Consider the following 19,765-nt stretch of genomic DNA (forward strand, 5'->3'; position numbering starts at 1 on the left):
GGATCAGCGGATCGCCAGATAATCGGCAGAGACATAGCCCATGACTTGCGGCGCATTCACCAGCGAGACATGGCACCAGAGCTGCCCGACCTCGGTGACGCATTCATGCTTTTTCAACTGGGTGCCATTGGGCAGGCCCATGATGATATTGTAGCCAAGGCCCGGCCCCGCACGCAGCTTCAAAAGCTCGTCCGGCCCTGCTCCTTTAACCACAACACCCCCCGACCCCATGCCGGTGCAGCCTGCCAGCAGCGCAAGCGCCATTACTTTGAGAAAGGTGTGACCACGCATTGATTTGCCTCATCGTCTTTTCTTATTGCCTGACCGCAGGACGTTCCGCGTACCCCGTCCGGCGAGAGCCGCCGGAGCGTTCCAATCGAAACGTCTTTGCGGGCACCAGCCGATCTGCGGGACCGGCCCGACGCGCCGAGAAGGGCCGCAAATCGCAGGATGCCCCCTTGGCTTATGCGATCATGCGCCCCCCGTCCAGAAGCGTAAAGGCCACCCGCCCCTGAACCTGTGCCACATGGGAGAGGCAAATCCCGCGGCACAAAGCACTGCGCCGGTCTCGGGAGGGGCCATAGCAGGGTTTCGCCCTCCCCGATCCGGCATGACAGGGTGGCGGCAACCTCGGGCCAAGGTGCCGCCATTGACCGGACGTCGCAGCACGGGTGCCACAAGCCTCCGGCCAAATACCGAGCGCCTTTCGGTCAGGCCGTCTCTGCGATGACCTCCGCCGCAATCCGGCCCAACCGCTCGATCTCCAACTCCATCCGGTCGCCCGGTTGCAGGAACCGCCCGCTGGGCGCACCGATGCCGCTGGGCGTTCCGCTGGCCAGAATATCACCCGGCTGCAGCGTCATGACCGTGCTCAGATAGGCAATCTGGTCATAGATGTCGTAGATCATATCGCTGGTCCGGTCATTCTGGCGCAATTCGCCATTGACCCACAGTTTCATGGCCAGATCCAAAGGATCGGGGATCTCGTCATCGGTCGTGATCCACGGCCCCACCGGCCCATGCGTGTCAAAGGATTTGCCCAAGGTGAAGGTGGGCGATTTGGGCAGCCAGTCCCGCGCGGAAACATCATTGACGATCACATATCCCGCAATCACCGACCGCGCATCCGCGCGCGCGACATGTCGGCAGGCCTTCCCGATCACCACGCCCAGTTCGATTTCGTAATCGACCTTCTCCGAGGCATCCGGCTTGACCACCGGATCAAAGGGCGCATTCAGGCACGAGACCTGCTTGTTGAACCAGAACTGGCTGGTCGGGGTCGGGATACCGGCCTTTGCGGCCTCTTGGGCATGTTTGGCATAATTCATGCCGATCGCCATGAATTTCTGCGGGTCCGGCACCGGAACTTCCAGCCGGATATCGGCCAGCGCATAACGCGGCCCTTCCAGCGCCTCCAGAGCGGGGCGCAGGGCATCGAGATCGGCCAGCACGCGGCGCATCGAGGCCCCTTCGCCCAGCACAGGGGTCAGATCCACGATCTCGTCGCCAAGCACCTTGCCGATCCGGGTGCGCGACGCTTCGGTGAAGCGGGCAAGTTTCATTGATATCGCCTTGTTCTACATCGTTTTTCACAAAGGGCGGCCGGACAAGCTCCGGCCACCCGAACCTGCGGGCTTACAGCCCGAACAGCGTCTCGGCATTTTTCGAGAAGATCTTCTCTTTCGCGCTGTCCGAAATATCGAGCGCTTCGACCGTTGGCACACCGTCAAAGAACCAGTCCTTACGGATCGGATAGGAGGCACCGTAAAGGATATTGTCCTCGCCCAGCACCTCGACCGCGCATTCAAGCTGTTTCTTGCCCCATTGCGGCGGGCCGGAAATATCGAAGAACAGGTTGTTCCTGAGCTTTTCGCGCAGGTTGGAATTGCCGGTATCGAAGCGGTCCACCGCATCGCCATAGGCATGTTTGGGCTTGGGCACCAACATATCGACGAAGGCAAAGAAGCCGCCGCCTAGCATCGAATGGCTCAGCCGCAGGTTCGGGAAACGGTCGAACAACCCCGAGAACAATTCACGCCCGACCGCCGTGCCCTGCGCGATGCAACGGCCATATTGGCGACGCTGGTTGTTGAACGACAGGATCGAGTCATAATCCACCGGCAGCGGTGTATGGTGGACAACGGCGGGGATCTTCCGGTCGTTGAGGAATTCGAAATAGGGGTAGAAGGCCTCGTCATCCAGATAGATGTCGCCGTATTTGCAGGCAAGCTGCACGCCCTTGAAGCCGAGCTGGTCGATGCAGCGCTCGACCTCGTCGATCATGGTCTTGTCACCCCAAGGCGGGCAGACCGCCAGCGCGGTGAACCGCCCGTTCGAACGGCTGACATATTCGGCCAGACCGTCATTGATGCGCTTGGAGCATTCCAGATCCAGCCACTCCTGCCAGACCGGAATACGGAACACGGCATGGTCGATCCCCGCGCGGTCCATATCCTCAAGCTGACTTTCGATATTATACTGCCCTTCGGCGTAGTTGATATTCACAAAGCCCTTCGGCTCTTCAATGATGATCTGGTTGAGGTTCTTGCCCTCGATCGGCACCATCTTGACGTGGATATTGTTCTGCCGCGGGATACAGCGCATCATTTTCTCGCGCAGGTCGTCATCGGTAAACAGCGTATCGGGGAGCCAGTGCATATTTGCGTCAATGACGCGCGGTTTCGTAACCATTTTCAGTCTCTCTTTCCTACTCACTCAGCGGATGTCTTCGGCAAATGCCGTTTTCTTCATGGTTTCTTCGGTGAAGACGGCCTTGAACGCGGCCTTTTGGGCATCGTCGGGACGTTTCATCCCGGCCATGCGGTGGTATTCCATGAACAGCGCCTCGACTTCGGCACGGGGAATGACCGTGTCGATATCGTCGAAGGGCTGCCCGCCGGATTTCTCTTCGACCAGCCGGCGGATCACCTCGGGGCCTTCGCCGCGATTGGCGATGACCAGACGGTTGACCCCCTCCAGACGGGCGTCCTGATAGGCCTGAAGGGCCGCAACCGGATCGTCGATCTCGTGCAGTTTCTCGGCAATGACGCGGGCATCGACCAGCGCCTGACAGACCCCGTTGCCGCCGCGCGGATACATGGCGTGGGCTGCATCCCCCACCAGAGACACCCGCCCGAAGGACCATTGCTCCAGCGGATCATTGTCGATCAGCGGGTAGATATAGATCTCGCGGGCCTCGCGGATCATTTTGCCCACATCCAAGAAATCCAGCTTCACGTCATCGAACACATGGGCGATCTCGTCGGGGCTGACGCGCACCGACCAATCCTCGACCCCTTTGGGCTTGCCGCGCTGTTCGCAGACCCAGTTGACCAGCACATTGCCCTGGCCATCCACATCGTTGCGGATCGGATAGACAATCAGGCTGCCCTGCCGGATCGGGTCCCCGATATGCAAGATCGTGCCGCCATCGCGATAGGCGGGCATCACCGTCACCCCGCGATACATCGCGATGCCGGAATAATGGGTGCGGGTGGAGGCGGGCAAAAGCTGCTTGCGCACCGCCGAATGGATCCCGTCGATCCCCAGCATGACATCGGCACGTACGGTCTGCGGCACCCCTTCGGCCTCGGCGAAATGCAGCGTGACGCCGGTCTCGTCCTGCTCGAAGGTCTGCAACCTCGCGCCATAGACAATCGCATCGGGGCCCAGACGTTCGATCACCGCCTCGCGCAGCAGAAACTGCAGCGTCCCGCGATGGACGAAGCGTTGTTCGTGATCATAGCCGATATGCTTGCCGCATTTCTCGCCGAAGATCTCCTGACCGTGGCCGGTATAGAAAATCGATTCCGTCGCCTCGACCGAGATCTCCTGAAACCGTTCCAGAAGTCCCATCTCGGTCAGTTCCTTGGTGCCATAGACCTTGATGTCGACGCCTACGCCAAGCGGTTGTAAATCGGGCACGGCCTCGTAGATTTTCGGACGGAAGCCTTTCTGTTCAAGGCGGAGGGCTGTGGCAAGGCCGCCGGGGCCTGCGCCGATGATGGCGATATCAAGCATAGGGTTCTCCTTTCGGGGGCTTGGTGCGGTGACCAAGCGTTCAATGAGTGGCTTCGACGACAACGGCACGGGCCGCAGAGGTCTTCGGAGCGTGATCGGCCAGACGGCAGACCGGATAGCGCAGTGCACAGACGACCAGCGCACCAAGGAAGACGGCCACCGTGACGCCGGCCCCTGCGGCCTGTGCGGCGAAATAGGCAGGCGGGCCAAGCAGCACACCAAGCAGGGTGAACTGGGTCACAAGGCCGCTGGTGGCACCGTTGGTTTCAGGAGACGGCGCGGTATAGGGGACCAGCGTCCACATCCCGACCAGCAGCCCCGAACCGAACATCAGCCCCCAGACCGCATAGATGGAATTCATGAAGCCCAGATCCGTGCCGTATAGCAGCGCCCCCGGAATGCCGGTGATCAGGATGCCGAGCGTGGTCACCGCGCGGCTGGACACGCCCCGCCGGAGCAGCAGGCCCACGCTGAGGCAGGCCAGCGCATTGACCACCATCGAGACCGCATTCCAGTGCGCCACCGCCACTTCCGGCTGATTGTATTTCGCCGCCAGATAATGGCCGAGCGTGGCCAGAACACCGGTTTGCAGGAAGGAGTCCCCTGCGAAGGAAATCCCCAGCAGATAGACCATCGGTGCGCGCAGAACCTTGCCGACACCACGGCTGCGCACAGCGCGTTCGCCCTCGGTGCGGCGCGGGATTGCCAGCACCGCCAGCACCAGAAGCCCCAGCATCAGCGCGATATGGAAGCCGAAAGCCGCGCGCCAGGTGCCCAGTTCGGCGGCCAGCCCCGCCGACAGGAACGGCAGCAGGAAACTCATCGGCACGAATGTCGACCAGAGCGCCAGCGCCATCGTCCGCTGGTGGCCCTTGGTCAGGCGGATCAGCGCGGTGATCGCGGCGACCGCCGTCAGCACATATCCCACACCGGTCAGCGCACGGGCCGCCAGCAAAAGTCCCAGCGACGGCACCGCAATCGCGCAGGCATCGCCAAGGATCATCACGACCACACCGGCATACAGCACGCGGCGGTCTCCCAGACGGTCCACCAGATAGCCCGCCAGCAATGCCCCAAGGGCCACGACAAGCGACGGCATCGACATGATGAAACCGATTGTCGAATGCGAGCCCGGATGGAATTCCTGTGCAATCTTTCCCAGTTCGGTCACGGCTTCGCTGACGCACATCGCGGCAGCTACACCAAGCCCGTAGACGATCAGAACGCGCCCGAACGGCGACGTGATCACAGTCGACATAAAGTCCCCTCCCAAGATGAAGACGGGCGGTGCAAGCTTGGTCCGGATCTCTCCCGACCGGCAGTCCTCTCTGCGCTTGCGGCGCCCTCTAAAGGTAGTCTGTCGTGCCCTTGCGCCTTCCGCCAATGTTACTTCTGAGATATTTCATATTGCGGAACGCGGCTGGATATCGGGCCTAGCCCGTCAGGGTGAGCTGCGACAAAAGCACTTGCCACCCCTCCTCCCCGAGGGTCGCGACAACCGTGCTAAAGCCAATCAGATCAACGGTTTTCCCTGTATCAAGACGCCGGACGCGATTGCGGGTCGGGCCGCTGATAATGGCCCCCGCCGCCGCATCCGTTCCTGTCTGGCGCAGCTCGATCTCGCCCCGCTCGATCTCGACAAAGCCGCCCATACGCGCGACATGCGCCATGAACGCGGCCTTGTCATGCACCATCCCCGTTGAATGCACATGCACCAGATCGGGATGCAAAAGCGCGTGCAATTCGGCCGCATCCGCCGACACCAGCGCGTTACAGCGCCGCGCCTCGAACGCCAGAAGGGCCTGCGCGAGCGCGCTGTCATGAGACAGCCGCGCCATCAGATCAGCCCCTCATACGTGCCGCCATCCAGTTGCAGGTTCTGCCCCGAGATATAGCCCGCCTGCGCCGAACACAGGAAGGCGCAGGCATCACCGAATTCGCTGGCCTGCCCGAAGCGCTTGGCGGCAATGGTCGCAATCGTGCGGGCGCGCACCTCGTCACGGGTCAGCCCCTCGGTCTTGGCAAAATGCGCCGCCACCGCGTCCTGCCGCGGGGTGTCGATCTTTTCCGGCATCAGGTTGTTGATGGTGACATTATCCGCCACGACCTCGCGCGCGATGGCCTTCGAAATCGCTGTCAGCGCGGTGCGGGCCGCTGTTGACAGCCCCATGAAATAGCGCGGGCTTTTGACCATTGCCGAAGTGATATTGACGATCCGCCCGAATTTGCGCGCCCGCATCCCGGGAATATACTGCCGCATCAGCTGCACGGCAGGGATCATATTCATCTCCATCGCGCCCAGAAGCGCCTCCTCGGTCCACTCCTCCAGACCGCCGGGTTTCGGGCCTTCGTTATTGGTCACCAGAATATCGACCTCGGGCAGGGTCTTCAGGATGGTTTCGCGGCCCTGCGCGCTGTTCAGATCGGCAACGATATACCCCACCACCGCATCGGGATGCGCGGCCTGCAGCGTCGCGACCGCGCGCTGCAATTTGCCTTCGGTGCGACCATTGATCGTCACCCGCGCCCCCTCGCGCGCGAGGGCGGTGGCACAGGCCAGCCCCAACCCCTGTGACGAGGCGCATACAAACGCGCTGCGGCCCTGTAATCCAAGTTCCATATAGCTATCCTCAAGCGAGACAATGAGTGAAGAAATCCGCCATCGCCGCCCATGAACGCTGGTCGGCATAGGCATCGTATCTGGCAAAGGGCGGACGACCGGGGGCATCGGGTTCGGTGAAGGCATGACGCGCCCCGCCATAGATATCGGCCTCCCACGGGACCGCCGCCGCCGACATGGCCGCCGTCAGACGCTGCAAGTCCGTGCTCTGTGCCATCGGGTCATCGCTGCCGGTGCACAGCAGGACACGCCCCGCCGAGGCCGCAGACCAGTCATTCGCGACCAGATCTAGCCCTGCATGGAAGCTTGCCACACAGCGCACAGCCCCGCCCGTGCGGATGAATTCCAGCGCGCTACTGCCGCCGAAACAATATCCCAACATCCCGATCCGCGCGGCATCGGCCTCCGGCTGGGCCGCCAGCGCCTGACGGGCCGCCTCCAGCCGCGCCATCCATGCGGCCCGATCGGCAAGGCAGGCTCCGATGCGGGCCTCGATCTGCTGCGGCCCCTCCGGCAGGGCCCGCCCGCCCCACAGATCCACCGCCAGCACGGCAAAGCCCAGATCTGCCAGCCTCACAGCGGTGTCCAGCATGAACCGGTCCAGACCGTGGGCACCGTGCACCAGTAGCAGCGCCGGTCGGGGCAAGGGGCTGTCCCCGCAGACAAACCGGCCCGACATGGTGGTTCCGGCAAGGCTATAGGCAAGATCTCTGGCGGTCATCGGGCGGCTCCTGTGGTTCGGGGTGTGCCCATTGGCCCGTGGCAGGGCGATGGGGGCAAGCAGGACGACAGGTTTTGTTCACATTGCGAAACCGCAGGCGAAATCGGCCGCGCTCACACGAAGAGGCTCCACATGATGAACACAACGGCGTGCAGGGATTGATCTCCCGCCGCGCCGCGCAAGACTACAAAAACCCTACCCTTTTCTCTGGCAAGTCAGGACATAGCCATGCCGCATTGCATTATCGAATATTCCAGCAATCTCGAAGAAAGCGGCCAGATCGACGCGCTCCTGCACAAGATCGCCGCGCATTTCCGCACCGCGCCGGAGGTCTTCCCCACAGGTGGCGTGCGGGTGCGGGCCTGGCCGGTGACGCGCTATGTGATTGCCGATGGCAATCCCGAACATGCGTTTGTCAACGTGATGTGCCGGATCGGCGCAGGCCGCCCCGCCGATATCCGCAAGGCCTTCTTTTCCAAGGCCTACGAGATTGTCGTCGCCCATTTCGAGGCCGAAAGTGCGCGGCGTGGTCTGGGCATCACCTTCTATGTCGATCAGGCCGATCCCGAAGGGTCATGGAAGACCAATTCGATCCATGCCCATATGGCCAAATCCCTCTAGGCCGAATATCCGTCCTTCACATCGCCGACCGCCGGAGCCTCGGGCTCCGGCGGTCATGTCCATGAAACGGGTCAGGCAGGACAGGGCCCTAGCTGGTCAGTTCCAGAAAACGCTCGAGTGTCGGAGCTTCGACCGACAGATCCGGTTCGACCGGCGCCGCACCTTCAAAAACGGTCGCCTCGTTGAACCATTTCGCCCGTGCGGGCATGCCCCATTGATCGGCCCGTTTGGGGTTATCGAGGCTCCAGGCCACAGGCGGTTCCAGATCGATATGCTGGTAATGGGTGTTGAACAATTCGATGCGGTGGCCGTCAGGATCGCGGAAATACAAGAACATCGCGCCAGAAATCCCGTGACGGCCCGGGCCGCGCTCCAGTCTGCGGCCCAGCCCCAAGGCCCCCGCCACATCACAGGCATGCATCAGATCGGCGGTATCGCGCAGCAGATAGGCGAAATGGTGCAGGCGCGGCCCCGGCCCGTTGGTGAAAACCTGATCATGCGGATTACCCTTGCGCTGCATCCAGACCCCCCACAGGTCCACCTGCCCCTGCGCCCCGTCCGAATAGGTATATTCCGAGGTCCGGAAGCCCAGAGGGTGCCAGAAATCGAACGCCTTCCGCACATCCTGTGCCTGAATCTGCCAATGGTCGATGCGCTGCGCGGACGCCCCGCGATACTGGTCATAGGCCATAAACATGCGCTCGCGGATCGGCATGGAGGCGGTCAGCTCGACGGGCATCCCGATCGCATCGCGAAACTGCAATGTCTTGCCCTGATACGGCACATCGACCAGCTTTGCCTCGGTGCCGATGCTGTTGAAATAGGCTTCGGCCTTGTGGATGTCGTCTTCGGTCTGCACGCGGAACCCGAGCCGCTGACAGTTCGGGGTCTCGCCCTTGCGCAGCACCAGCGAATGATGCGCGTTCTCCTCGCGCCCGCGCAGCCAGACCGTTTCGCTATCGGCATCACTGACCACCAGCCCCACCAGATCGGTGTAGAATGTCCGGCTGGCCTCGAGGTCACGCACGCTCAGCACCACATGGCTTGAGCGGGTGATATTGAAAGGCGGGGTCAGAACTGGGTCCGGAATATGCATGCTTTCCTCCTCTGGACGGCGGGGCAACCCCGCGCTCGTATGAACCGAGCATTCGTTCCGGAAAGGGTTCGGGCAAGCGCTGCGGGGCGTTCTGTTCACATGCCGGAATACCCTGCCCCGAAACCGGCCAGACCGGTGCCGGAGCAGCACATGGCTCATCCCGCCAGACGGGTCTCGAAGAGCGAGGCGCTGACCTTGCGGCTGGCCTCGCGCAAGGCGGGCCACAGCCGGTTGACCCGTTCCGCCCCCAGCCGTGCCGCAGGCGCGATGACACAGAGCGCCCCGATGGCCCGCCCGCCGATATCGCGCACCGGCACCGCAAGCGCCCGCCGCCCGCGACCCGTCAGACTGTCCTCGACCAGATACCCCTGTTCGCGCGCGCGCGTGATCCCGTCAAGGATCAGGGCCTCGGGGCAGTTCCATTCGGCATAGCGTTCAAGGTTTTCCTGAAACACTTCGGTGGCGCGGGCCTCGCCCAGATAGGCCATCATGACCCGTCCCGCCACGCTGACCCCCAGCGGACGCCGTGCGCCCACATGCACCCCGCGCGCCTGCACGGGCCAGCTGCCGAAACGGCGGTCGGCATAAACCGCATCATTATGTGATGGCACCGACAGGAAGATCGAATCCTTGGTCAGCTGCGCCAGTTCGTCCAGAACAGGCGAAGAGATGCGGGTGATCGGGCAGCGGTTGAACGGGGCCACCCCGAGCCATGCGGCCTCTGCCCCCAACCGGTAACGCGACGTGCCCCCCGCCCGCTCGACAACGCCTTCCTTTTCCAGCGCCTTCAGGATGCGATGCGCCGTCGGATGCGACAGCTTGAGCGAGCCCGCAATATCGACAAGCTTCTCCCCGTCATGATCGCCCCCCGCCAGCATCCGCATGATGGCGAAACTGCGCCGGATGCTTTGCGTGCCGGTCACCTCGTTGCGCAGCACGCCCCCTGTTTCTTGATAGCCCATTCTGTCCTCCTCCTTTGCCGTCTCCACCCGGCATATGCATTCGGTATCCCTGTCCGGTTCAGACCAGCCCCGCATCCAGCAGATCCTGCGCCGTGCGATGCAAATGTGCCCCCAGAGCCTCGGCCGCCTCCTCGGCCTTGCGCTCCAGCACCAGCTCCATGATCTGGCGATGCTCGGTTTCGGTATCGCGGTCCTGCCGCGCATGGGGCAGCAGGATGCGGCGATACCTCTCGGCCTGCACGTAAAGCTGGTCGCGCAACCGCAACCACCACAGGCTGTCACAGGCCGAGACCAGATCATCATGGAATTGCGCATGCAGACGCGGCCAGTCGGCATGCGCCCGCCCCTCGGCAGAGGCACCGGTCTTCGACAGGCAGTGCCATGTCGCCAAGATCCGCGCCTCCCAATCCAGATCGCCCACCGCAATGGCCCGCCGCACACAGCGCGCCTCGATATCGATCCGCACAGCCGTCAGGTCGATCAGATCCTCGCGCGAGACCGGTGCCACGGTGAAGCCGCGCTGCGGCATCGCCTGCACCAGCCAGTCCGATGTCAGTCGCGACAGGGCCTCGCGCACCGCGCTGGGGCTGACCTCGAAATTCGTCGCAAGGGAGTCGATCGCAAGCTTCGATCCCGGCGCGTAGCCACCATTCAGCAGCTCTTCCTTGAGGTCGCTATAAAGCGCTGCGGTCTTGCTGATGGCCATCCTGCCGCCCTCCGGTCCTGCGTTCATGAGGAAGCTCACCATAAAATATATATTTTTGTCAAAATCTATTTTGTCACAGATCCGAGATTTTCCGGAATATGGAAGATTCCCCCCGTGCCGCTTGCGCAGGCCCCCAGGGCTGGCCCTGATAGACGGCGAGGAGCAGCGGAGAGGACCAAATGACTGCACAAGACTATCGCGCCTATATTCTGCCCGAAAGCTATGATCGGGTCGGGAAATCGCATGGCCTCGACCCTGTCACCTATTCCCAGCCGGTTCTGGCCACCCCGCAAGCCATTGCGCTGAAAGAGGAATGGGCACGGCTACAGGATGCCCCCTATATCGGTGTCACCCATGACGGCACCGCAGAGACAGGCCTGTTCGACCTCGCGGATGAAGGGTTCGACGTGGCGCTTGCGGTTTCGGCAATGGAGGCGATGCTGGCCACGCTGCGCCCGCAGGAAAAGGCCGCCGCCATGAAGCCGATCGACCATCGCAACTGGCGCGGCTGGTATAATCCCGAACTGGTGTTCAACACCGAAGGCGTCCGGCTGGAACATCTCGGCCCCGCCTCGCGCGACTGTTTCTGGGATCTGCTGGCGGCCTGCACCTCGGCGCGGGGGTTCCAGAAGATCCGGCGTCTGATGAAGGCGAATCTGTTTCTGGGCGAGCTTTATGATCTGACGACGATCATGAACGAGTGGTCCTATCATTTCGAGATTTTCGGCACCCCATCCGTAACAGAGCCGTGGGGCTGGCATATCTACGGCCATCATGTCGGCTTCAACGTCTTCATTCTGGGACGGCAGATGGTGATTTCCCCCACCTTCATGGGCACCGAACCCAATGAGGTCGTGCTGCGCAGCGGCGAGACGTTTTGCATGTTCAAGGAGGAAGAGGCGCAGGGGCTGGCCCTGATGCGCAGCCTGCCGCCGCCCCTTCAGGAGCGCGCTACGCTTTACAAGGAGATGGAAGATCCCGCCCTGCCGCAATGGCGTTTCAACTTTGCCGACCAGCGGCATCTGGGCGGAGCTTTTCAGGACAACAGGATCGTGCCACTGGAGGGCGTCTGCGCCGCAGAGTTCGACCCCGCGCAGCGGCAGGCCCTGATGGATCTGTGCGAAACCTTCCACATCCATTGGCCGGATGGTCCGCGCAAGGCCCGCCTGCAACAGATCGAGGCCCATCTCGACCGGACGTATTTCAGCTGGATCGGCGGGCATGGCCCCGACGACCCGTTCTACTACCATATCCACTCGCCGGTCGTGATGCTGGAATTCGACCATCATTCCGGCATGTGGCTCGGCAATGAAGCCCCCGCCAAATTCCATATCCATGTCATCAGCCGCATCCCCAATGGCAATGACTACGGCAAGGCCCTTCTGGCCGCCCACCAGCAGCGGGCCTCCCGCTGACACAGGGCCAGCCCCTGCCCGCGCCACCGCAGCACCGCTTCTGAACGGGCCGCCCTGCTGCCCGTCTGTCCTATCCTTTCCTGTTTCGGAGATCCCCTATGAATCTGGTCTCATTCACCGCGCAGGGCACCGCCTTCTGGGGTGTCGCGCGAGAGGATGGCGTTCTGGCCCTGTCGCCGGAATTCCCGCAATATCGCACCCTGCGCGACGTGATTGCCGCGCAGGCCCTGCCCGACATCCTGACCGCCGCGCAAGGCCGCACCGCCAGCCATAAGGCGGGCCTGTTCCGCTATACGGTGCCGATCCCCGATCCCGGCAAGATCCTTTGTGTCGGGGTCAACTTCCCCGACCGCAACGCCGAATATAAGGATGGCAAAGAGGCACCGCCACATATGTCGCTTTTCCCACGCTTCGTGCAAAGCTTTGTCGGGCAGGGAGAAAACCTGATCCGCCCGCCCGAAAGCGCACAGCTGGATTACGAAGGCGAGATCGCGATTGTCATCGGCAAGGAAGGGCGGCGCATCGCAAGGGATCAAGCGCTTTCCCATATCGCCGCGTTGACCCTCTGCAACGAGGGCACGATCCGCGACTGGGTGCGCCATGCGAAATTCAACGTCACGCAGGGCAAGAACTGGGACCGTTCGGGGGCAATGGGGCCGTGGCTTGTACCCTTTACCGACCCCGCGCAGATCCTTGATATCGCCTTGGAAACCCGCGTGAATGGCGAGCTGCGCCAGTCTGACCGCACGGGGCGGATGCTGTTTCCGGTGGCCGAACAGATCGCCTATATCTCGACCTTCACCACATTGCGGCCCGGCGACATCATCGTCACCGGCACCCCCACAGGGGCGGGGGCGCGCCATGATCCGCCCATCTGGCTGACACCGGGGGACAGGATCGACATCACCGCCGAAGGCATCGGCACCCTGTCCAACGGAGTGGCTGACGAATGACCATGACCCTGACCCACGCCGAGATCGCCGCCGCCGCCGCCGCCCTGTTCGAGGCCGAGCGCCGCAGACAGCAGACCGGCCTCCTGTCGCAGCAATATCCGCAGATGACACTGGATGACGCCTATGCGGTACAGGCCGCCCTGATCGCACACAAACGGGCGGCGGGGCTGGAGGTGATCGGCTGGAAAATCGGCCTGACCTCGCGCGCGATGCAGCAGGCGCTGAATATCGACACCCCCGATTCCGGTGTCTTGCTCAGCGATATGGCCTTTCCCAGCGGCGCGACCATTCCACTGGGCCGCTTCATCCAGCCACGGATCGAAGCCGAGATCGCCTTTGTCCTGAACGCTCCGCTGGCGGGGGCCGATGTCACGCGGGCCGATGTGCTGGCCGCGACCGATTTCGTGGCACCGGCGCTTGAAATTCTGGACACCCGCATCCTGCGCGCAGATCCGGTCACGGGCGTCTCGCGCAAGATCCATGACACGGTATCCGACAATGCCGCCAATGCGGGCATCGTGCTGGGCACGGCACGGCACGCCCCGCAGAGCATCGACCTGCGCTGGATCGGGGCCATCGTGCGACGCGATGGCATTGTCGAGGAAACCGGCCTTGGCGCGGGGGTTCTGGATGATCCGGTTGCAGGGATCGTCTGGCTTGTGCGGCGTCTGGCACAGTACGGCCAAGGGGTCGCCGCGGGAGACATCCTTCTGTCGGGCAGCTTCATCCGCCCGATAGAGGCCCCGCCGGGCAGTTGTTTCCATGCCGATTTCGGCCCCTTCGGCCATGTCGACCTAACCTTTGCGGAGAGCTGATATGCCTGCCCCTGTGAACCGTCTCAAACAGCGTCTGGCAGCCGGCGAGACCACGCATGGCCTGTGGCTGGGTCTGGCCGACCCCTATCTGGCCGAGATCGCCGCGACCGCGCGGTTCGACTGGCTTTTGCTGGATGGCGAACATGCGCCCAATGACATCCGCTCGCTTTCGGCCCAGATCGGTGTGCTGCAGAACGGGCCAAGCGATATCGTGCTGCGCCTGCCCGATGACGATCCCGCCAAGATCAAACAGGCACTGGATATCGGCGCGCAGACCCTACTGGTGCCGATGATCGAATCCGCGGCGCAGGCACAACGCGCCTTGGCGGCCTGCCACTATCCCCCCAACGGGCTGCGCGGGGTTGGCTCCGCGCTGGCGCGGGCCTCGCGCTTTGCCGAGATCCCTGACTACCTGAACACGGCGGATGCGCAGATCTGCCTGATCGTGCAGGTCGAAAGCCGCGCGGGACTGGCCGCGCTGGATGACATCTTGCAGATCGAAGGCCTGGATGCCGTCTTTATCGGCCCGTCCGATCTGGCGGCGGATATGGGGCATCTGGGCAATCCGGGCCATCCCCAAGTCCGGCAGGCCGTGCTGGAGGCGCTTGATCGGATCAACCGGTCCGGCAAGGCCGCAGGTGTCCTGAGCACCGATCCCGAATTCATCCAAGCCTGCACGCAGGCGGGGGCACGTTTTGTGGGCGTAGGCATTGATGTCACCGTTTTTGCCCATGCCCTGCGCCAGCTTGCCGCGCGCTACCGCAACAGCGCGGAGAGCAACCGCTAACGCCAGACGCCAGACGCCAGACGCCAGACGCCAGACGCCAGAGCGACAACCTGACCCGCCCCTATCCCCGCAAACAGCTTTTGCGGGCGCGTCGGGTCATGTCCGCAAACCGGTCGCCTCGGGGAGGAGAGCGGCCAGACCATCGTCACTATCAGGGAGGAAATAATGAAAGCACTTACTGTTCTGACAGCAGTCGCCACGGGAATCGGCCTGATGACAGCCGCCCCCGTTTTCGCCGATATGCCGGATGGCCGGACAACAGGAGCACAAACGGAACGCTCGGCCATCACATCCCGTTTCCAGCGCAGCTTCGGCCATGCCGGATTGCTGACGATCTGGAGCAGCAACGAGGTTTTCGGCATCACGCAGGACAAGATCAATAACGGCATGCTGCATTTCAATCAGGCCGAGAATTCCGGCGTCCTGTCCGGTTATCGGGACAATATCTCGACGGCCGAGGTCCCGATTTCGGCGCTGGTGGGCATCAGCGATCACGCGATGGTCTATACGAACCTGTCGTTGAACGGCTTCTCGGCCTCGCCCGATCTGGCCTATGCCAGCGGCGGGATCGGCACGCTGACTGTCGAATATCTCAATATGCCCAGCGACAACCTGACATGGGGCATTGGCGCGATCGCGCAATATGCCCATACCAATCTCAAGCAGAATGACGGCAAGATCAACAACCCTTGGGGCGGCATTCGGGGTGACCTGCTTTACAAGATGAACGAGCACTGGGCGCTGGCCAACCGCTTTGTCGCGCAATGGGGCAACGCACGCAGCGAAATCCCGCTGGGCTTTGCCACGCTGACCGACCGCCAGCACACCGCCCTGACCTATTGGCAAAGCGATCTTGTGGGCACCTATTCCGATGCCGAGATCGGCTTTCTGCCTGCAGGCTGGCTGATGCATCCGCGTCTGGGTTTTGCCATCGAGGAGCTGACCAATTCCTCCTCCATCAACAGCCTCGGCACCAAGGTCGACAAACAGAAAATCCATTACAGCGAAGGCATGGCCACGCTGCGTTTCGAAAAGCCCGTCTACGGTCCGGGCGCATGGTCGCCGCAGCTTGAATTCGGTCTCAAGCATGAATTCGTCAATAGTTTTGACAGCTACTCGAACGAGCAGAACTTCTATTACAGCTCCGTCGGGCTGGGACGGCAGATCGGCAAGGACCTGTTCTTCAACCTTGCCTATGTGCGCTATGACGGCTTCCGCGGCAATGTCCGCAACCAGACCTTCAAGGCGATCTTCTCCTATACATTCTAGGCAAGCCCTGTCTGCAGGCGGCCCCCTCGGGCGCGGCCTGCAGACCCTTTTCCGGACGGCCCCGCAGAGTACGCGCCGCCGCAGCATCCAGCCTGTGTTCCGGCACACGGGCCTGTGACCGCGCTTTCGGGCAATCCGGCCCGTTCCGGCCTTGGCCAAGCCTGCGGCTTTCGCCTATGCTCTGCGGTGAAAGACCGGATGCCAGGCGTATGGCCGTGGCCCCCTCCGGCAGAAGACCCCCTTGTCCGCCTTGCAGCGGCAGGCCCGCGACCGACGAAGGAGGCAGTTCATGACACTCGGCCACGCCGCCATAACCCGGATCAGCGCCTATTTCGACAACGGGACATTCCAGCGCGATCTGGCCGGACTGGTGGCCCGCCCGACCGAAAGCCAGACCCCGCGCGGCAGGCCCCATCTGCATGCCTATCTGCACGAGGCCATGCAACCGATGCTGACGGAAATGGGCTTCACAACAACGATCCATGCCAACCCCGATCCCGAGGCGGGGCCGTTTCTGGTGGCCTGTCGCCGTGAAGACCCCGCCTTGCCGACCGTGCTGATCTATGGGCATGCCGATGTGGTGCGGGCGCAGGAAGACCAGTGGCGCGACGGGCTTGCCCCTTTCACCCTTATCGAGGAGGGGGACCGGCTTTATGGGCGCGGTGCCGCCGATAACAAGGCCCAACACCTGATCAATCTCCGCGCGCTAGAGGCGGTGATCGCCACACAAGGGCGGCTGGGGTTCAACGCGAAAGTGCTGATCGAGACCGGCGAAGAAACCGGCTCGCCGGGGCTGCGGCAGTTTTGTGAGGATAATCAGGCACTGCTGGCCGCCGATGTGCTGATTGCCTCGGACGGGCCGCGCCTGTCCCCCAAAGCGCCCACCATCTTTACCGGCGCGCGCGGCGCGATCATGTTCGAGCTGGTCGTCGCGCTGCGCGAAGGGGCCCATCACTCGGGCAATTTCGGCGGGCTTCTGGCTGACCCCGCGATCTATCTGGCCCATGCTCTGGCCAGTATCACCGATGCGCGCGGCCAGATCCGTGTGCCGGAATGGCGCCCCGACAGCCTGACCCCGCGCCTGCGCGAGGTTCTGGCGGCCCTCCCGCCGGTAGAGTCGGGCTTCCCCCTTGATCCCGATTGGGGCGAGGAAAGTCTGAGCATGGCCGAGCGTGTCTTCGGTTGGAACAGTTTCGCCGTGCTGGCGATGGTGTCGGGCGTGCCGGAGACCCCGCTGAACGCGATTTCAGGAGAGGCACGGGCCACCTGCCAGCTGCGCTATGTGGTGGGAACCGAGGCCCGCGAGATCCTGCCCGCCCTGCGCCGCTATCTGGATGCGCAAGGCTTCGACAAGGTCACCATCCGGCACACCGACCATGGCAGCTTTACCGCCACACGTCTGGACCCGGACCACCCCTGGGTGCGCTTTGCCGCAGAGTCCCTCGGCCGCAGCACGGGCGAAGCCGTGCATATCCTGCCCAATCTGGGCGGCTCTCTCCCCAATGACTGTTTTTCCGACGCTTTGGGGCTGCCCACGATCTGGGTGCCCCATTCCTATGCGGGATGCAACCAGCATGCGCCCAATGAGCATGTGCTGAAATCCCTTTCACGACAGGCCCTTATCGGCATGACGGGGCTATTCTCCGATCTGGCCGAACAGGGTGCGCCTGTCCCCCTGACCGCGAAGGCCCCGACCTGAAATGGATATTCTGATTTTTGTTCTTGTGATCGGTGTCGCAGGGCTTGTTGCCGGACTGATCTCCGGCCTGCTTGGCGTGGGGGATGGCATCATTCTGGTGCCCGCATTCTATTACGTCTTTCAGGGGCTGGGCTATGCACCCGAACAGCTGATGCAGATCTGCGTGGCCACATCGACAGGCACCATCATCGTCACCTCGCTGCGATCGGTCACCGCCCATCACCAGCGCGGCGCCGTCAGCCTCGCGCTGATCCGCAGTTGGGGGCCCTTCATCGCGATAGGATCGGTGCTGGGCGTGCTGGCCGCCGCCAGCCTGCGCAGCCATGAACTGCAAGTGATCTTTGGCGGTATCGGCGTCTGTCTGGGCCTGTATATGCTGCTGGGCAAGAAAAGCTGGCGCCTGTCCGACAGCCTGCCCGGACGTCGCCTTGCCGCGCTTTATGGCAGCCTTATCGGTTTTTTCTCGGCCCTGATGGGAATTGGCGGCGGCAGCTTTACTGTGCCGCTGCTGACCGCCTATAACGTGCCGCCCCATCGTGCGGTCGGCACCTCGCCCGGCTTCGGATTGCTGATCTCGATCCCCGGCTTCATTGCCTATCTGCTGACGGGCTGGCACCTGACCGGCAAGCCCCCCGGCACAGTCGGCTATGTCAACCTGCCCGCCGTCGCAATGATCATGGTCACCTCGCTGATTGCGGTGCCCTTCGGCGTGCGACTGGCGCACCGGCTAAGCCCCCAACGCTTGCGGCTGGTCTTTTCCCTGACCGTGCTGGTGCTTGCCGGAAACATGCTGCGCAAGGCCCTGATGGGGTAACCGCAATCAAGAACCGCCCCGCCACCGCGCGGGGCGTTGACCTGCCTGCAACGCAGATCGGACCCATCTCCAGAACGAATTGTTTTACAGCGAATGACCTAAATTCAGTAAAATCAGCATATTAAAGGGTGGATTTATTGCAAGGCCGTGCAGAGAATTGCTACAAAGTACACGCCGTCTGTGGGGTTTTACCTGTGGGGCTGGTGACATTTTGATGAAGACTAGACGACATGCTGAACCGACTAGCCCCACGCGGCATCCAGACCGCAGCGCCGGGCCGCCACGCAGATCCGCGCGTGCCAGATTGATTTCCTTGCTCTTGTCGAATTCAGCCGCATGCGCATTAAGCCCCAAGCCGCGCGCCACCATTGTCGCCCCACGCGAATGCCCTGCAAGCATCGTGTAAAATGCCTGCGTCGCGCCCAGCCCCTTCACAAAATCCGTTGTCTTCCATGCATCCTCTTGCGTGTATCGAATACACCGGAAGATACGCGGAAATGGCGCGCGGCGCTTACACCACATTGCCCGCGCGCCATTCTCATATTTAACTGATTTTATGACATTTTTGAGGAAATTGACTTTCCCTTAGCAGGAGAACGCCTTCGACCACTCGGCCACGTCTCCGTTGACCCGTATCGCCGACCCACTATCGGATCTAATTGACACGATCGGTCTTCTTTTCCCTGTCTGTGGATTTGAAGAGCGTGACCAGAATTGCAACCTTCTCCAAATCCCAACGTCAAACGCGATGATGTTGATATAGGGCACCGCGCCGAGTTGCCTGTTGCATACCGTGGCATGACGGCGCTTGGCGGGGCCTCGTCTTTTACGTCAAGGTCACATTGTCTGCCATATCGCGTCAAGCGGTTCGACGAAGCGCGGCGTGACCGAGGTCTTGCTCGGCTGAAGGCGACGGTTCTACACAAAATGGCACGTCATCCATTGTGCTCTCCGTTTCGGTATGCAATTGCATGCGACAATCTGTGTCATTGAAAGGTGGAACGGCGACTTCCATCTTTGTGGCCCTGAATGATTCGTTTGTGACCCTGGCTCGGTGGTTAGTTTTTATGACCAGATGAAACGAGTCCGGTCAGTTAGCGATAGCATCACGGGCTGCGACAAGCTGACGCAGACCCCATAACGGGCAAGAGCTGCCCGCCTGATGCATAGCGGATTTGCAGATAAGGCGTGAAACGCATATCTCAGATCCAACTTGCGATGCTGCTTTTGCAAAGTAAAATGCTTCCCAAACATAGCTTTAGCCGTA

The 19,765-nt window shown here is 62.2% G+C and carries 19 protein-coding genes; 8 read left to right on the top strand and 11 right to left on the bottom strand.

The features are described from left to right. Positions 1 to 3: 3 nt before the first annotated feature. From AC2ISB_RS14185 to AC2ISB_RS14220, 8 genes are all read right to left on the bottom strand, one after another. Positions 4 to 291: an SH3 domain-containing protein gene (locus tag AC2ISB_RS14185; RefSeq protein WP_330629352.1), complete on the bottom strand. Its 288-nt coding sequence runs from the start codon at positions 289 to 291 to the stop codon at positions 4 to 6. A 419-nt stretch (positions 292 to 710) separates the two neighbouring features. Continuing rightward, on the bottom strand, positions 711 to 1,562 hold the full coding sequence (locus AC2ISB_RS14190) for a fumarylacetoacetate hydrolase family protein (protein ID WP_339109894.1): 852 nt from the start codon (positions 1,560 to 1,562) through the stop codon (positions 711 to 713). Positions 1,563 to 1,635: 73 nt separating this feature from the next. Beyond that, on the bottom strand, positions 1,636 to 2,691 hold the full coding sequence (locus AC2ISB_RS14195) for an amidohydrolase family protein (RefSeq protein WP_339109895.1): 1,056 nt from the start codon (positions 2,689 to 2,691) through the stop codon (positions 1,636 to 1,638). A 24-nt stretch (positions 2,692 to 2,715) separates the two neighbouring features. Continuing rightward, on the bottom strand, positions 2,716 to 4,020 hold the full coding sequence (locus AC2ISB_RS14200; RefSeq protein ID WP_339109897.1) for an FAD-dependent monooxygenase: 1,305 nt from the start codon (positions 4,018 to 4,020) through the stop codon (positions 2,716 to 2,718). A 40-nt stretch (positions 4,021 to 4,060) separates the two neighbouring features. Continuing rightward, positions 4,061 to 5,278 (bottom strand): MFS transporter, encoded by a 1,218-nt coding sequence (locus AC2ISB_RS14205; protein ID WP_330629357.1) that lies wholly within the window; start codon positions 5,276 to 5,278, stop codon positions 4,061 to 4,063. Positions 5,279 to 5,453: 175 nt separating this feature from the next. Beyond that, on the bottom strand, positions 5,454 to 5,858 hold the full coding sequence (locus AC2ISB_RS14210) for a nuclear transport factor 2 family protein (protein WP_486576979.1): 405 nt from the start codon (positions 5,856 to 5,858) through the stop codon (positions 5,454 to 5,456). Continuing rightward, positions 5,858 to 6,640: an SDR family oxidoreductase gene (locus AC2ISB_RS14215; RefSeq protein WP_330629359.1), complete on the bottom strand. Its 783-nt coding sequence runs from the start codon at positions 6,638 to 6,640 to the stop codon at positions 5,858 to 5,860. The genes AC2ISB_RS14210 and AC2ISB_RS14215 overlap by 1 nt, the downstream gene beginning before the upstream one ends. A 10-nt stretch (positions 6,641 to 6,650) precedes the next feature. Continuing rightward, the gene (locus tag AC2ISB_RS14220; RefSeq protein WP_486576980.1) at positions 6,651 to 7,361 is read right to left on the bottom strand and encodes a dienelactone hydrolase family protein; all 711 of its coding nucleotides are present in this window, start codon (positions 7,359 to 7,361) and stop codon (positions 6,651 to 6,653) included. A 228-nt stretch (positions 7,362 to 7,589) separates the two neighbouring features. Here AC2ISB_RS14220 and AC2ISB_RS14225 point away from each other — a divergent pair, with 228 nt between their 5' ends. Beyond that, entirely contained in the window at positions 7,590 to 7,982 is a 393-nt protein-coding gene (locus AC2ISB_RS14225; protein WP_330629361.1) for a hypothetical protein, read from the top strand. Positions 7,983 to 8,070: 88 nt separating this feature from the next. On the opposite strand, the gene hpaD is transcribed toward AC2ISB_RS14225, so the two are convergent. The 3 genes from hpaD to AC2ISB_RS14240 all read right to left on the bottom strand — a co-directional run bounded on the left by hpaD (position 8,071) and on the right by AC2ISB_RS14240 (position 10,746). After that, positions 8,071 to 9,078 (bottom strand): 3,4-dihydroxyphenylacetate 2,3-dioxygenase, encoded by a 1,008-nt coding sequence (gene hpaD, locus AC2ISB_RS14230; RefSeq protein ID WP_330629362.1) that lies wholly within the window; start codon positions 9,076 to 9,078, stop codon positions 8,071 to 8,073. A gap of 155 nt (positions 9,079 to 9,233) precedes the next feature. Next, entirely contained in the window at positions 9,234 to 10,040 is an 807-nt protein-coding gene (locus AC2ISB_RS14235) for an IclR family transcriptional regulator (protein ID WP_330629363.1), read from the bottom strand. Positions 10,041 to 10,098: 58 nt separating this feature from the next. Further along, positions 10,099 to 10,746, bottom strand: coding sequence for a GntR family transcriptional regulator (locus tag AC2ISB_RS14240; RefSeq protein WP_330629364.1), 648 nt, complete (start codon positions 10,744 to 10,746; stop codon positions 10,099 to 10,101). Positions 10,747 to 10,925: 179 nt separating this feature from the next. Here AC2ISB_RS14240 and AC2ISB_RS14245 point away from each other — a divergent pair, with 179 nt between their 5' ends. The 7 genes from AC2ISB_RS14245 (at position 10,926) to AC2ISB_RS14275 (ending at position 18,498) form a co-directional block, all read left to right on the top strand. After that, entirely contained in the window at positions 10,926 to 12,161 is a 1,236-nt protein-coding gene (locus tag AC2ISB_RS14245) for a DUF3500 domain-containing protein (RefSeq protein WP_486576981.1), read from the top strand. A gap of 98 nt (positions 12,162 to 12,259) precedes the next feature. Next, entirely contained in the window at positions 12,260 to 13,114 is an 855-nt protein-coding gene (locus AC2ISB_RS14250) for a fumarylacetoacetate hydrolase family protein (protein ID WP_330629367.1), read from the top strand. Between the two features lie 2 nt (positions 13,115 to 13,116). Continuing rightward, positions 13,117 to 13,929 (top strand): 2-oxo-hept-4-ene-1,7-dioate hydratase, encoded by an 813-nt coding sequence (gene hpaH, locus AC2ISB_RS14255; RefSeq protein WP_486577044.1) that lies wholly within the window; start codon positions 13,117 to 13,119, stop codon positions 13,927 to 13,929. Between the two features lies 1 nt (position 13,930). Further along, a complete protein-coding gene (locus AC2ISB_RS14260; RefSeq protein WP_486576982.1) occupies positions 13,931 to 14,716 on the top strand; it encodes an aldolase/citrate lyase family protein in 786 nt (261 codons plus the stop codon). A gap of 165 nt (positions 14,717 to 14,881) precedes the next feature. Further along, positions 14,882 to 15,985 (top strand): hypothetical protein, encoded by a 1,104-nt coding sequence (locus tag AC2ISB_RS14265; RefSeq protein ID WP_486576983.1) that lies wholly within the window; start codon positions 14,882 to 14,884, stop codon positions 15,983 to 15,985. A gap of 289 nt (positions 15,986 to 16,274) precedes the next feature. Beyond that, on the top strand, positions 16,275 to 17,684 hold the full coding sequence (locus tag AC2ISB_RS14270; protein ID WP_486576984.1) for a M20 family metallopeptidase: 1,410 nt from the start codon (positions 16,275 to 16,277) through the stop codon (positions 17,682 to 17,684). Position 17,685: 1 nt separating this feature from the next. Then, on the top strand, positions 17,686 to 18,498 hold the full coding sequence (locus tag AC2ISB_RS14275; protein ID WP_486576985.1) for a sulfite exporter TauE/SafE family protein: 813 nt from the start codon (positions 17,686 to 17,688) through the stop codon (positions 18,496 to 18,498). Positions 18,499 to 19,765: the final 1,267 nt, after the last annotated feature.

The organism is Thioclava sp. NS-SX20 (assembly GCF_057380695.1).

What these genes read in the sequence shown, in the direction of transcription:
- AC2ISB_RS14185 (WP_330629352.1), bottom strand. Translation starts at nt 291, where the DNA reads ATGCGTGGTCACACCTTTCTCAAAGTAATGGCGCTTGCGCTGCTGGCA.
- AC2ISB_RS14190 (WP_339109894.1), bottom strand. Translation starts at nt 1,562, where the DNA reads ATGAAACTTGCCCGCTTCACCGAAGCGTCGCGCACCCGGATCGGCAAG.
- AC2ISB_RS14195 (WP_339109895.1), bottom strand. Translation starts at nt 2,691, where the DNA reads ATGGTTACGAAACCGCGCGTCATTGACGCAAATATGCACTGGCTCCCC.
- AC2ISB_RS14200 (WP_339109897.1), bottom strand. Translation starts at nt 4,020, where the DNA reads ATGCTTGATATCGCCATCATCGGCGCAGGCCCCGGCGGCCTTGCCACA.
- AC2ISB_RS14205 (WP_330629357.1), bottom strand. Translation starts at nt 5,278, where the DNA reads ATGTCGACTGTGATCACGTCGCCGTTCGGGCGCGTTCTGATCGTCTAC.
- AC2ISB_RS14210 (WP_486576979.1), bottom strand. Translation starts at nt 5,858, where the DNA reads ATGGCGCGGCTGTCTCATGACAGCGCGCTCGCGCAGGCCCTTCTGGCG.
- AC2ISB_RS14215 (WP_330629359.1), bottom strand. Translation starts at nt 6,640, where the DNA reads ATGGAACTTGGATTACAGGGCCGCAGCGCGTTTGTATGCGCCTCGTCA.
- AC2ISB_RS14220 (WP_486576980.1), bottom strand. Translation starts at nt 7,361, where the DNA reads ATGACCGCCAGAGATCTTGCCTATAGCCTTGCCGGAACCACCATGTCG.
- AC2ISB_RS14225 (WP_330629361.1), top strand. Translation starts at nt 7,590, where the DNA reads ATGCCGCATTGCATTATCGAATATTCCAGCAATCTCGAAGAAAGCGGC.
- hpaD (WP_330629362.1), bottom strand. Translation starts at nt 9,078, where the DNA reads ATGCATATTCCGGACCCAGTTCTGACCCCGCCTTTCAATATCACCCGC.
- AC2ISB_RS14235 (WP_330629363.1), bottom strand. Translation starts at nt 10,040, where the DNA reads ATGGGCTATCAAGAAACAGGGGGCGTGCTGCGCAACGAGGTGACCGGC.
- AC2ISB_RS14240 (WP_330629364.1), bottom strand. Translation starts at nt 10,746, where the DNA reads ATGGCCATCAGCAAGACCGCAGCGCTTTATAGCGACCTCAAGGAAGAG.
- AC2ISB_RS14245 (WP_486576981.1), top strand. Translation starts at nt 10,926, where the DNA reads ATGACTGCACAAGACTATCGCGCCTATATTCTGCCCGAAAGCTATGAT.
- AC2ISB_RS14250 (WP_330629367.1), top strand. Translation starts at nt 12,260, where the DNA reads ATGAATCTGGTCTCATTCACCGCGCAGGGCACCGCCTTCTGGGGTGTC.
- hpaH (WP_486577044.1), top strand. Translation starts at nt 13,117, where the DNA reads ATGACCCTGACCCACGCCGAGATCGCCGCCGCCGCCGCCGCCCTGTTC.
- AC2ISB_RS14260 (WP_486576982.1), top strand. Translation starts at nt 13,931, where the DNA reads ATGCCTGCCCCTGTGAACCGTCTCAAACAGCGTCTGGCAGCCGGCGAG.
- AC2ISB_RS14265 (WP_486576983.1), top strand. Translation starts at nt 14,882, where the DNA reads ATGAAAGCACTTACTGTTCTGACAGCAGTCGCCACGGGAATCGGCCTG.
- AC2ISB_RS14270 (WP_486576984.1), top strand. Translation starts at nt 16,275, where the DNA reads ATGACACTCGGCCACGCCGCCATAACCCGGATCAGCGCCTATTTCGAC.
- AC2ISB_RS14275 (WP_486576985.1), top strand. Translation starts at nt 17,686, where the DNA reads ATGGATATTCTGATTTTTGTTCTTGTGATCGGTGTCGCAGGGCTTGTT.